At 64.3% G+C, this 12,407-nt stretch carries 13 protein-coding genes and 1 tRNA gene; 10 read left to right on the plus strand and 4 right to left on the minus strand.

Annotated elements, in window-relative coordinates:
• Window positions 1–4: 4 nt before the first annotated feature.
• The gene (locus F1609_RS35105) at window positions 5–133 is read right to left on the minus strand and encodes a hypothetical protein (protein ID WP_267876807.1); all 129 of its coding nucleotides are present in this window, start codon (window positions 131–133) and stop codon (window positions 5–7) included.
• A 57-nt stretch (window positions 134–190) separates the two neighbouring features.
• Between F1609_RS35105 and F1609_RS23130 the strand changes: the two genes are divergently transcribed.
• From F1609_RS23130 to F1609_RS23145, 4 genes are all read left to right on the plus strand, one after another.
• Window positions 191–1,198 (plus strand): XdhC family protein, encoded by a 1,008-nt coding sequence (locus tag F1609_RS23130; RefSeq protein ID WP_167079016.1) that lies wholly within the window; start codon window positions 191–193, stop codon window positions 1,196–1,198.
• Window positions 1,199–1,228: 30 nt separating this feature from the next.
• Window positions 1,229–2,113, plus strand: coding sequence for a DNA-3-methyladenine glycosylase family protein (locus tag F1609_RS23135; RefSeq protein WP_167079017.1), 885 nt, complete (start codon window positions 1,229–1,231; stop codon window positions 2,111–2,113).
• Between the two features lie 67 nt (window positions 2,114–2,180).
• Entirely contained in the window at window positions 2,181–3,212 is a 1,032-nt protein-coding gene (locus tag F1609_RS23140) for a MerR family transcriptional regulator (protein WP_167079018.1), read from the plus strand.
• A 367-nt stretch (window positions 3,213–3,579) separates the two neighbouring features.
• On the plus strand, window positions 3,580–5,154 hold the full coding sequence (locus F1609_RS23145; protein ID WP_167079019.1) for a methyl-accepting chemotaxis protein: 1,575 nt from the start codon (window positions 3,580–3,582) through the stop codon (window positions 5,152–5,154).
• A gap of 66 nt (window positions 5,155–5,220) precedes the next feature.
• Here the strand turns inward: F1609_RS23145 and F1609_RS23150 are convergent.
• A tRNA-Met gene (locus F1609_RS23150) sits at window positions 5,221–5,297 on the minus strand.
• A gap of 180 nt (window positions 5,298–5,477) precedes the next feature.
• Here F1609_RS23150 and F1609_RS23155 point away from each other — a divergent pair.
• From F1609_RS23155 to F1609_RS23180, 6 genes are all read left to right on the plus strand, one after another.
• Window positions 5,478–6,077, plus strand: a complete 600-nt coding sequence (locus F1609_RS23155; RefSeq protein WP_167079020.1) for an NUDIX hydrolase — start codon at window positions 5,478–5,480, stop codon at window positions 6,075–6,077.
• Window positions 6,061–6,789, plus strand: coding sequence for a leucyl/phenylalanyl-tRNA--protein transferase (gene aat, locus F1609_RS23160; protein WP_167079021.1), 729 nt, complete (start codon window positions 6,061–6,063; stop codon window positions 6,787–6,789). The genes F1609_RS23155 and aat overlap by 17 nt, the downstream gene beginning before the upstream one ends.
• A 95-nt stretch (window positions 6,790–6,884) precedes the next feature.
• Entirely contained in the window at window positions 6,885–7,613 is a 729-nt protein-coding gene (locus tag F1609_RS23165; RefSeq protein WP_167079022.1) for an arginyltransferase, read from the plus strand.
• Between the two features lie 76 nt (window positions 7,614–7,689).
• The gene (locus F1609_RS23170) at window positions 7,690–8,727 is read left to right on the plus strand and encodes a quinone-dependent dihydroorotate dehydrogenase (RefSeq protein WP_167079023.1); all 1,038 of its coding nucleotides are present in this window, start codon (window positions 7,690–7,692) and stop codon (window positions 8,725–8,727) included.
• 24 nt (window positions 8,728–8,751) lie between these two features.
• A complete protein-coding gene (locus tag F1609_RS23175) occupies window positions 8,752–9,798 on the plus strand; it encodes an aldo/keto reductase (protein ID WP_167079024.1) in 1,047 nt (348 codons plus the stop codon).
• Between the two features lie 102 nt (window positions 9,799–9,900).
• Window positions 9,901–10,776 (plus strand): extracellular catalytic domain type 1 short-chain-length polyhydroxyalkanoate depolymerase, encoded by an 876-nt coding sequence (locus F1609_RS23180; RefSeq protein ID WP_167079025.1) that lies wholly within the window; start codon window positions 9,901–9,903, stop codon window positions 10,774–10,776.
• Window positions 10,777–10,803: 27 nt separating this feature from the next.
• On the opposite strand, the gene F1609_RS23185 is transcribed toward F1609_RS23180, so the two are convergent.
• Together F1609_RS23185 and F1609_RS23190 are read right to left on the minus strand one after the other, a co-directional pair.
• The gene (locus F1609_RS23185) at window positions 10,804–12,027 is read right to left on the minus strand and encodes a DUF2325 domain-containing protein (protein WP_167079026.1); all 1,224 of its coding nucleotides are present in this window, start codon (window positions 12,025–12,027) and stop codon (window positions 10,804–10,806) included.
• Window positions 12,028–12,037: 10 nt separating this feature from the next.
• On the minus strand, window positions 12,038–12,313 hold the full coding sequence (locus tag F1609_RS23190) for a hypothetical protein (protein ID WP_187363110.1): 276 nt from the start codon (window positions 12,311–12,313) through the stop codon (window positions 12,038–12,040).
• Between the last annotated feature and the right edge of the window lie 94 nt (window positions 12,314–12,407).

Here is a 12,407-nt window from a genome sequence, read left to right on the forward strand (position 1 = left end):
AAGCCTAACTCGGGAAATTGGGGAAATACGTCCCCATAATCCACGTCAGCACGCCGCAAAACACCACCACCGCCACCAGCACGATCAGCAAACGGCCGAACTTCGGCGAACCGTCGTCATTTTTTTGTATCATTGCTCATCTTCCCACCCACCATGTGCTCGATTCAGGAGCGCCAGTATATTCGATCCAATGGACAGCATAGACCTGGAAGTATTAAAGACCGCCTCGGCGTGGATCGCCGCCGGTCACCGCTGCGAATTGATCACCGTGATCAAGACCTGGGGTTCGAGCCCGCGTCCGGTCGGCGCCACGCTCGCCATCTGCGAGGATGGCCGCGTGGTCGGCTCGGTGTCGGGCGGCTGCATCGAAGATGACCTGATCGAACGCGTGCGCCGGCACGGCATCACGCGCGCCATTCCCGAGGTGGTCAGCTACGGCATCAGCGCCGACGAAGCGCACCGTTTCGGCCTGCCCTGCGGCGGCACCATCGAACTGGCGATCGAGCCGCTGTCGAAAGCGAGCGCCATCGACGAACTGCTGGCGCGCCTGGAAGCGCACGAACTGCTGGCGCGCCGGCTCGACCTGGCTAGCGGCGCGGTCACCTTGACGGCGGCGCAGCCGGGCGACGCCCAGCTGCTGGCCGGCGGCGTGCTGACCACGATCCACGGCCCGCGCTGGCGCCTGTTCATCATCGGCGCCGGCCAGCTCTCGCGCTTCCTGGCGCAGATCGCCACGGCGATGGATTACTACGTGACCGTGTGCGACCCGCGCGAAGAATACCGCGCCGGCTGGAACCTGGCGGGGGTGCAGCTGGTGCACATGATGCCGGACGACCTGGTGCTCGAATCGCAGCTGGATCACCGCAGCGCCGTGGTGGCGCTCACGCACGACCCCAAGCTGGACGACCTGGCGCTGATGGAGGCGCTCAAGTCCGACGCGTTCTACGTGGGCGCGATCGGCTCGCGCCTGAACAACGCCAAACGGCGCGAGCGGCTCAAGCACTTCGACCTGTCGGACCAACAACTGGCGCGCCTGCACGGGCCGATTGGCCTGTACATCGGCAGCAAGACGCCGTCCGAGATCGCGATCTCGATTCTCGCGGAACTGACCGCCGTCAAGAACGGCGTGCCGGCCGAACTGCAGGTGCGCCATGCGGCGGCGCTGGAGCCGGCCAGCACCGAGGTCTGTGCGCTGTAGCCGATCTCCCAACAGAAACAGGCCCGCCTCGTGCAAAAATCGATTCCTCTTCCGGCGGGTTACCGCAGCGCCGACGTTACCGCCTTCCACAGCCGCGACCCTGAAGGCGTGGCCGAACAGGTGGCGCCGGCGCGCATCCGCAAAGGCGTGATGATCGGCGCCGTGCCGGTGCTGCTCGACATCGCCCTCGGCCCGCACGCCGCACTGTGCACGGTCGACGCCGACGGCGCGCTCACGAGCGCCGGCCTGCGCCAGGTCGACGACGCCCTGCTCAACATCCTGGCGCTGCGGATCGACCCGGCGCCGTTCCTGGCGGCGGCGGCACACGACCCGCTGCTCGGACCCGTGGTGCGGCGCCAGCAGGGCTTACGCATCGTGCAGTCGGCCACGATTTTCGAGGCGCTGACCTGGGCCATCATCGGCCAGCAAATCAACCTCACCTTTGCCATCGCGCTGCGCCGCACGTTCATCTTGCAGGCCGGCCGCCAGCACAGCAGCGGCTTGTGGTGCTACCCCGAAGCGGGCGATGTGGCGCGCCTCAATGCGGAAACGCTCACCACCCGCAAATTCTCGCGCTCCAAGGCCGAGACCTTGCTGCGCCTTGCGCAACTGGTCGACAGCGGCGCCCTGGCGCTCGAGCGCCGGCATGATGCGGGACAGGTCGCGGCGTCGCTGCTGGCCGTCAAAGGCATCGGCCCGTGGACCGTCAACTACGCCCTGCTGCGCGGCTACGGCTACCCCGACTGCTCGCTGCATGGCGACGTCGCCATCCGCGCGGCCTTGCAGCACCTGCTGGGCGAAGACGCCAAGCCGGACATGGCGCGCACCGAAGCGCTGCTGGCCAACTACGCGCCGCACCGGACCATGGCGGCGGCCCACCTGTGGGCCAGCCTGCACCCGCCAGCCAGCGAATAATCCGCTTGACCCTGACGCCACGTCAGGCTCCAGACTGTGTTCACGCATGAAGACAAGGAGCGATTCGATGAAGTTAAAAATAGGCGAGCTGGCGAAACGGTCGGGGCTGACCATACGCGCGCTCCATCATTACGATGCCATCGGTTTGCTCAGTCCCTCGGCGCGTTCCGGGGCCGGCTACCGCCTGTACAACCGCGACGACATCGCCCGCCTGCATCAGGTGCAGGCACTGCGCCGCTTTGGCGTGTCGCTGGCCGATATCGGAACCTTCCTGGCCAATCCGGCCTCCAGCCTGTCGAACATCGTGGAGCAGCAGATCGCCGCGCTGACCCGCCAGATCGACCAGGCCGGCATCTTGCGCGCGCAGCTGACAAGGCTGCACGGCGAACTCGGTGCCGGGGTGGAGCCGGACCTGGCCGCGTGGCTGACCACTTTGGAGTTAATGACCATGTACGACACTTACTTTTCAAAAGAAGAACTGAAACAGCTGCCGTTTTTCTCCGGCGACGCCGCCTGCATCGCCGAGTGGGATGCGATGGTGGCGCGCTTCAAGCAGATGCTCGCCGCCGGCACGCCGGCATCGAGCCTTGAAGCGCAATTGCTGTCGCAGGAATGGATGCTCAAGCTCGAGCGCGATACCAACGGCGACCCGGATGTGATGGTGCGCATCCTGGCCATGCAGGCGCGCGAACCGGCGCTGCGCGAACAGAACGGCATCACGCCGGAGGTGGAAGCATTTTTGAAGGAAGCGTTTGCCCAGTCGCGCCTGGCGATGTTCAAGAAATATGTCTCGCCCGAAGAATTCGCGTACATGGATGCGCACTACCGCATCCGCATGGACGAGTGGCCGGCGCTGATCGCGCGGGTGCGCAAGGCGATCGCCGACGGCGCGGCGCCGGACGATGCGCGGGTGGGCCAGTTGATGCGCGAGTGGATCGACTTGTCGCAATCGTTCGCCGGCGACGACCCCGCCACCCACGCGAAAATCCGCCTCGCTTACGACAAGGAACCGCTGCTGATGATCGGCAGCTGGATCACCGATGAGATGAAGGCGTTCATCGGACAAGCCATGGGGGCCATGCGCCAGCAGATGAGCTAGTTCCTCAAATAGCGTTAACCTTGTCCGCCCTCGACGGGCAAGGGAATCCTCCTTGCGTCGGAAGAAGACTTTCACGATCTGGAAAGATTGGCCGCATCCAGGGGTCTCGCCGCCACCCGACGTTGTCGACATAGATGGCGATGTCGGCATGCAAGCGCACCTGATGCTGTGAATGCAGCTTGTCTTTGGCGCGATCATCACGCTGGCGGCCACCGCCATTGGCGATTACTCTGGAGCCAATAGCAGAACCGGCGGACTGTGAATATTCACATGCGCTGAATACGCCACACCTTTGCAATATTTCTCCGCACCATACCCGGGCTGAACTAGTATGAGCTATCACCCCGACAACAGGTACGGAGGAAACATGCGGATTAACACGCCGGTCACTGACAAGCAGATCCTCATCAGTGATACCGAAACGATCGTGTCCACGACCGATCTCCAAGGCAACATTACCTACGCCAACCCGTACTTCATCGAGATCAGCGGCTTCACCGAAGAAGAACTGATCGGTGCGCCGCAAAACCTGGTGCGCCATCCGGACATGCCGGTCGAAGCCTTTGCCGACCTGTGGTCGACCATCAAAAGCGGCCAATCGTGGAGCGGCCTGGTCAAGAACCGCTGCAAGAATGGCGATTATTACTGGGTGCTGGCCAACGTCACCCCGGTTCTCGACAATGGCCAGACCACCGGCTACATGTCGGTGCGCACCAAACCCACCGCCGCCCAGGTCAGCGCGGCAGACGCCCTGTATCGCGAATTGAAAGCGGGCAATCCGCGTCAGCTTGCCGTGCGTAATGGCCGCGCCGTTGCCAACGGGATGCTGGGCAAGCTGTCCGCACTGATGAGCATCTCGCTGGGCCAGCGTATCGGCATCACCGTGACCCTGCTGCTCGCTGCCATGCTGGCGCTCATGTTCAGCAGCACCCGCCCGCTGTGGCTGATCGCGCTGGCGGTCCTGTCGATCGTCGCCCTGCTGCACCTGTGCTACGTGCTCTACAGCACCGTGCTGGGGCCGCTGCGGCAAGCCTTGCGCGCCACCCAGATCATGGCCGGGGGCGACCTGACCACCGACATGAGCAGCGACCGCGCCGATGAAATGGGCCAGTTGCTGCGCACCCTGCGCCAGCTGCGCGTGAATCTGCATTCGATCGTGGGCGACGTGCGCCGCAACGCCCAGCAGATCGGCGTGGCCACGCGCGAAATCGCGGCCGGTAACATGAATTTGTCGGGCCGCACCGAATCGCAAGCCTCGTCGCTGGAAGAAACCGCGTCGAGCATGGAGGAACTGGCTTCCACAGTGCAGCAAAACATGGGCAATGCCGAGCAGGCGACCGCCATGGCCGACGATGCGTCCGCCGTGGCCGGTAAAGGCGGCAGCGTGGTGGCCCAGGTCGCCAGCACCATGAGCGATATCAGCGCTTCGTCGAAAAAGATCGTGGACATCATCGGCATCATCGAAGGGATTGCCTTCCAGACCAACATCCTGGCGCTGAACGCCGCCGTGGAGGCGGCCCGGGCCGGCGAACAGGGGCGCGGCTTCGCTGTGGTCGCCGCCGAAGTGCGCAACCTGGCCCAGCGCAGCGCCACCGCGGCCAAGGAAATCAAGGAATTGATCGATGTGTCGATCGGCAAGGTCGACAGCGGCGTGGCGCTGGCCCAGCAAGCCGGCACCACCATGCAGGACATCATTGCATCGGTGCACAAGGTGACCAACATCATGAACGAAATTGCCTCGGCCTCGCGCGAGCAAAGTGCCGGCATCAACCAGGTCAACGATGCAGTGACGCAAATGGATGAAGTGACGCAGCAAAATGCCGCGCTGGTGGAAGAAGCGGCCGCCGCGGCGGGCAGCCTGCAGGAGCAGACCACGGTACTGGTCAAGGCGCTCAGCGTATTCAAGCTCGACCGCCACGCCGCCCCTGGCCGGCAGCGCTAACCGCCGGGCAACAACCACAATGGAAAAAGCCCTCGACTCTTTGCAGAATCAAGGGCTTTTCTAATTTGGTTGCGGGGACAGGATTTGAACCTGTGACCTTCGGGTTATGAGCCCGACGAGCTGCCAGACTGCTCCACCCCGCGTCTGTATGTAGCTATTATAGGGGGCTTTTCAGAATTAGGCAATATTAATCCAATCAAGATGTGCGATAGCAGGAAGGGGACGGCGTGCGACCGTGCGCCAGCGCGCATTTACGCCCGCCGCGCACCGCATGTGCCCCGCAATCGGTGTACAGTAAGCGAAAATCATTCTTCTCTTTTCCTATGAAATTTTGTTCCGAGTGCGCCCATCCCGTCGACCTGCTCATTCCCGAGGGCGACAACCGCCCGCGCTATGTCTGCAAACAATGCGCGGCGATCCACTACCAAAACCCCAAACTCGTCGTCGGCTCCATTCCTGTATGGCAACCAGAAGGCGAAGAAGTGCGCGTGCTGCTGTGCAAGCGGGCGATCGAACCGCGCCACGGCTACTGGACCTTGCCGGCAGGCTTCATGGAAAACAATGAAACCACCGCCGAGGCCGCCGTTCGCGAAACCGAAGAGGAAGCCGGCGCCGATATCGAGATCGGCAAGCTGTTCAGCCTGCTCAACGTCGCCCAGGTGCACCAGGTCCACCTGTTCTACCTGGCCCGCCTGCGCAGCCTGGACTTTGCGCCCGGCATCGAAAGCCTGGACGCGCGCATGTTCGCCGAGCACGAGATTCCGTGGGACGACCTGGCCTTCCCCACCATCCGCACCACCCTGGAACTGTTTTTCGCCGACTGCGCGCGCATGCGCGAGGGCGGCGCGTTCGGTTTCCACACGCACGACGTGCTGCGGGCGATGCGTATTTCCAGCGATCCCGACCATGATTCCCTGGCTTGAAACCGATTCGCCGTTCCCTGACGTCTCCGCCGCGCTCACGGCCGAGGCGCCGGGCCTCTTGGCGGCCGGCGCCGACCTGTCGCCCGAGCGCCTGCTGAGCGCCTACCGGCACGGCATCTTCCCCTGGTTTTCCGAAGGCCAGCCCATCCTCTGGTGGAGCACCGACCCGCGCATGGTGCTGATGACGGAAGACTTTCGCATCAGCAACAGCCTGCGCAAAGCCCTGCGCCGGGTCGAGCGCAGCATGCAGGAAGGCGGTCGCTGGGAGGTGCGCTTCGACAGCGCGTTCGAGGACGTGATGCGCGCCTGCGCCGCCCCGCGCAAGGATGGCCCGGGCACCTGGATTTCGGACGACATCGTCGACGGCTACAGCGGCCTGCACGCGATGGGGTACGCCCACTCGTCGGAACTGTGGCTCGATGGCGAACTGGTTGGCGGCGCCTATGGCGTGTGCATCGGCCGCATGTTCTACGGCGAATCGATGTTCGCGCGCGTGACCGACGGCTCCAAGATCGCGCTGGCCTTCCTGGTTGCCTTCCTGCGCGGCCAGGGCGTGAGCATGATCGACTGCCAGCAGGAGACCGGCCACCTGGCCTCGCTGGGCGCAGCGCCAATCCCGCGCAGAACCTTCCTGGCGCATTTACGCGACGCCATCGCCAAACCCGGCATCGCGCAATGGAAACCGGGATCGCCATTTACACAGATGGCGTAAACAGCGTAAAGTTCAGCGTAAAGTTTGGCTACAATAGAACCGAAGGAAGCAACCAGGGACCCCGTTCGCAACCACGCCGTATCGAAAGCGACTGCATGACGCACTTAAACGACCTGCCTTTCTCGACGCTGCAGTTCTACACCACAGCGCCTTACCCGTGCAGCTATCTCGACGCACGACAGGCGCGCTCGCAAGTGGCCACCCCTTCGCACCTGATCAACGCCGACGTCTACTCCGAACTGGTGAAAAACGGCTTCCGGCGCAGCGGCATCTTCACCTACCGCCCTTACTGCGACGGCTGCAACGCCTGCATTCCGGTGCGCGTGCGCGCCGACGAATTCGCCCCCAGCCGCGGCCAGCGGCGCGCCTGGATTCGTCACGCGGCGCTGGTGGCCAGCGTCGCCAACCTGAGTTTTTCGGACGAACACTACGCGCTCTACCTGCGCTACCAGACCACGCGCCATGTCGGCGGCGGCATGGACCAGGACAGCCGCGACCAGTACGCCCAGTTCCTGCTGCAAAGCCGCGTCAACACGCGCCTGGTGGAGTTCCGCGACGGCGACGGCGTGCTGCGCATGATCTCGATCATCGATGTACTGTCGGACGGCCTGTCGTCGGTATACACCTTCTTCGACCCCGACGTCCCTGGCGCCTCCTTCGGCACCTACAACGTGCTGTGGCAGATCGCCCAGGCCAGCGAACTGAAACTGCCCTTCGTGTACCTCGGATATTGGATCGAGCAAAGTCCCAAGATGGCCTACAAGATCAACTTCCGGCCGCTGGAAGCGCGCGTCAACGGCATCTGGAGCCTGCTCGATCGCTAGCCGGGAGCTGGCCGATAGTGAGCGGGCAGGCCCCGCTCACGGTAAAATGCCGGACCCGCACCAACCCGAGCACTCCATGTCCCAGAAACTGCTGTATGCCTTAGGTCGTCCCCTGCTGTTTACCCTCAAGCCGGAGACGGCGCACAATGTCACCCTGCCCTTCCTGCGTAGCGCGGCCGCGCTGGGCCTGACCGGCCTGGTGAGCAAACCCGCGCCCGATCCGCGCACCGTCATGGGCATCACCTTCCCCAATCCGGTCGGCCTGGCCGCGGGGCTGGACAAGGACGGCGCCTACATCGACGGCTTGTCCGCCCTCGGTTTCGGCTTCATCGAAGTGGGCACCGTCACACCCAGGCCGCAGCCGGGCAATCCCAAGCCGCGTATTTTCCGCATCCCCGCCAAGCGCGCCGTGATCAACCGCATGGGCTTTAACAATGGCGGCGTCGATGCTTTCGTCGCCAATGTGCAGGCCTCGAAGTTTTACCAGGACAAGCAGGGCGTGCTTGGCCTGAACATCGGCAAGAACGCCAGCACCCCGATCGAAAACGCGGTCGACGACTATCTGCACTGCCTCGAAAAAGTGTACCCGTACGCCAGCTACGTAACGGTCAATATCTCCTCGCCGAACACCGCCAACCTGCGCCAGCTGCAGGGCGCATCGGAACTCGACGCGCTGCTCTCGCGCCTGAAAGACGCGCAACTGCGCCTGGCCGACCAGCACAAGCGCTACGTGCCGCTGGCGCTCAAGATCGCGCCCGACGTCGACGGCGACCAGATCAAGGATATCGCCGGCGCCCTGCTGCGCCACAAGATCGACGGCGTCATCGCCACCAACACCACCCTCAGTCACCGCGACGTCGAGCGCATGAAGCACGGCCAGGAAACCGGCGGCGTCTCGGGCGATCCGGTGTTCGAGCTGTCGAACATCGTGATCCGCGCACTGCGTCAGGAACTGGGCGACGCGGTGCCGATCATCGGCGTGGGCGGCATCATGCGCGGCGCCGACGCCAAAGAAAAAATCCATCTCGGCGCCTCGCTGGTACAGTTGTACACCGGCCTGATTTACCAGGGACCGGGCCTGATCCGCGACTGCGCGCAGGCCCTTCGACAGTAAAGAACGCACCATAAGGAACGCACCATGATCAAGACCAGGCTCGGACGCACGCCGCTCGAGGTATCGAAGATCTGCCTCGGCACCATGACCTTCGGCGAGCAGAATAGCGAAGCCGACGCGCACAGCCAGCTTGATTACGCGCTCGAACGCGGCATCAATTTTGTCGACACGGCCGAAATGTATCCGGTCATGCCGCGTCCGCAGACGCAGGGCGACACCGAGCGCTTTATCGGCAGCTGGCTCAAAAAGACCGGCCGCCGCGGCGAGATCGTGCTGGCGACCAAGGCCGCCGGCCCGAATCCGAACCTGCACTGGGTCCGCGAAGGAAAGCAGAACCTGGACGCCGCCAGCCTGCGCGCAGCGGTGGAAACGAGCCTGCGGCGCCTGCAGACCGATCATATCGATTTGTACCAATTGCACTGGCCGAGCCGCAATGTGCCGGTTTTTGGCGCCACCGCGTTCGACCCGGCCAAGGAACGCGCGGCGATTCCTGTCGAGGAGACCCTGGCCGGTCTGAAGGACCTGATCGACGCCGGCAAGATCGGTCATATCGGCCTGTCGAACGAGAGCGCGTGGGGCGTGAGCGAATTCGTCAAGCAGGCCGAGATCAAAGGCTTGCCGCGCATCGCCAGCGTGCAGAACCTGTACAACCTGACCGCGCGCACCTTCGAGACCAGCCTGATGGACGAAACCTGCTTTCGCGAAGAGGTGGGTTTACTGGCTTACAGCCCGCTGGCGTTCGGCCAGTTGAGCGCGAAGTACCTGGACGATCCCAAGGCGAGTGGCCGGCTGACGATTTTTCCGGCGTCGTGGAGCCCGCGCTATCTGCGCGCGCCGGTGCTGGCGGCGGTCAAGGAGTACGCTGAGCTGGCGCGCGCCAACGGCATGACGCCGACCCAAATGGCGCTGGCGTGGTGCTACTCGCGCTGGTTCGTGGCCTCGACCATCATTGGCGCCACCACCCTGGCGCAGCTGAAGGAAAACATCGATGCCGTGTCGGTGACCCTGGCGCCGGAAGTGGTGGCGGAGATCGACGCAATCCACGCGCGCATCACCAACCCGGGAGCATAAGCGACGCGCATAAACCAGCCGCTGGCGGCGGCCAGCGGCTTCACACGGTTTTCACATCCGGTATCGTACCTTGGGGTCTTTCCACTTCCGCCAGGATGCCCCATGAAATCGCTGTTCCCGCTCGTCGTCCTGTTCTGCGCCTCGATTCCCGCCACGGCGCAGGAACAGCGGCTGGTCCATCAGGACGTGAAGCGCAAATTCATCGTCTACACGCCCGCCTCGTACGCCGCCAACCCGCAACAGCAATTCCCGCTCGTGATCAACTACCACGGCGGCGGCATGACCATGCGCGAACAGATGCTCTACACGCGCATGAACCAGAGCGCCGAGCGCGAAAACTTCATCGTGGTGTACCCGCAGGGGATCAAGCAGGACTGGAACGTGAATCTGCCGCATGACAGCAAGGAGAGCAGCGACGATATCGGTTTTACCGAAGCGATGCTGGCCAGGCTGAAGGCCGATTACCGCATCGACCAGCGCCGCGTGTACGCCACCGGCCTGTCGCGCGGCGGCTTTTTCAGCTTGCGTGTGGCGACCGAACTGCCCCATCTTTTTGCGGCGGTGGCGGTGGTGGGCGCGCAGACGCCGCAAACGGTCATCGACCAGCATGCAAAACCGGCCAGGATCGGGGTCATGCACATTGCCGGCACGGCCGACACCATCGTCGCTTTTGAGGGCAAGGCGGGGCATTATTTATCCGCCGGCGAGTCGCACCGCTACTGGCTCAAAAATGTCGGACTCGATGGCGCACCCGCGAGCGAGCGCACGGTCGATAGCGACAAGCGTGACGAGACCGAGGTGACGCACCTCGAACAAAGCCGCGACGGCGTGAGCGCGGCGCTGGTCACGGTCAGGAATGGCGGCCATACCTGGCCCGGCGCCGACGCCTTCAACGTCGGCCTGCCGCTCGGCCGGACCAGCCGCGATATCGACGCCAATGCCGTGATCTGGGAATTCCTGGCCAAGCACCGCAAATAGGCGCTGTGCCTGCGGGAGCGCAAACGCCTACGCGGCCAGAATCGCGATCTGGCGCAACCCGCGCGAAAAACTGGTGCTGCTCGGATTTTCCACGAACACGCACTGTTTTCCCGTGCGCTTGCAGTGCTCCTTGACGCGCCAGTAGGCATTGTGGCTGATGCAGCCGGTCTGGCAAATCACCAGGTCGGCCGCCGCCAGGTTGGCGTCGAGCAGATCGGCGCCGTGCTCCTGGCCACCGTCGTGGTGCGCGAAGCGGGCGCCTGCTTCTTCGGTCATGCAGCGGTAGCTGGCCACGCTGGCGCTCCGGCCGCCCACGCACAGCAAGGTCTTGTCGACCAGCTGCGCGGCGGCGATGGCTTCGGCCGCGTCTTCCTCGCACACCGTCACGTCGACCGGCCGCGCCGCCTGCAAGGCGTCGAGCTGGCGCGTGGACGCCGCCAGTTGCTGGCGCAGCTGCGCCAGCTGGACGTCGCGCGCATTCAAGCGCTGCCCGGCATCATCCAACTTTTGCTTGAGCCGCGTGCGCGCTTCCAGCTCCGGCACCGAGGCGCTTAGCTCCGCCATATCTGCCTGCAGGAACGCCAGCTTGCTCTCGCGCGCCACCAGCTCGGCGCGCGCCGCCATCAACTGCGCCTGTACCTGTTCCAGCTCGCGCGCCTTGTCGGCCAGGGTGCGCACGTGGCGCTGCTGCGACTGCGCCAGTTCGGTAGCCAGCGCCGCGTTTTCTTCTTGCAGTTCGAGGTAGCGCGCATGGTCGATGCGGGTGGTCGCCCCGGCCTGGTGCTGGATCATGTGCATCTCGCGCAGCACCGTGTCCTGCACCAGGAAGTCGCTGCGCGGGTGTGTCAGCGCGGCCCAGAAGGCGCCGGCCACATCGCCCTGCGCGATCGCCTGGCGCCACAGCTGCATGACCGCCTCGCCGCTGCGCGCATCCTTAAAGCGCAGCAGCACCAGCGCGTAACGCTGGTCGAGCGCATCTTGCAGCAGGTTTGAGATGCGGTTGCGGTTGGCGCATTCGGCCACCGCGCCGACGTGGATTTCGTAGTCGTCGGCCAGGGCCTGGCCGCGCACGCCCTTGTTCACCAGTTTACGCAGCACGCCCAGCGGCAGGCACACGCCGATCACCGGGCAGTGGGTATTGGCCGGCAGCTCCCACAGGCGCTGGCGGCGCGACGACGAAGTGCGCGAAGCGGCTTCGCCTTCAGGAGGAAAGAACCGCGCAAGCGGCTTTTTGGCATCGTGGTCGCACATGCGCTTCTCCTTAGTGCAGCTTGGGGCCGTGGCGCGCTTCGTCGATGACGGCGGCGGCGGCGGCGGCGGCATTCGACTGGGCCACGTGGTCGAGGCGCGCCTGGGCGTCGCCCACCATGGCGGACAAGGCGCGGAACGCTTCCGGCGTGAAGCGCACCGAGACATGGTTCAGCGACAGGTGCAGCACACTGCATTCGGGGCAGATGCTGACGTGGCCGATGGTGCTGTCGGCGATCGTCACATGCTGGCAAGGCTCGCTTGGATTCTGTGGATGTTTGCTCGACACGATGCTTCCTTGACGGTGTGCAGTGGCTGGCGGCAGCGGCGGCGGGCTATGCGTGGGTGGATGGCTTGCTCAAATCAAGTATAAACGAGAATCA

The organism is Massilia aquatica (assembly GCF_011682045.1).
GTDB lineage: Bacteria > Pseudomonadota > Gammaproteobacteria > Burkholderiales > Burkholderiaceae_D > Telluria_A > Telluria_A aquatica.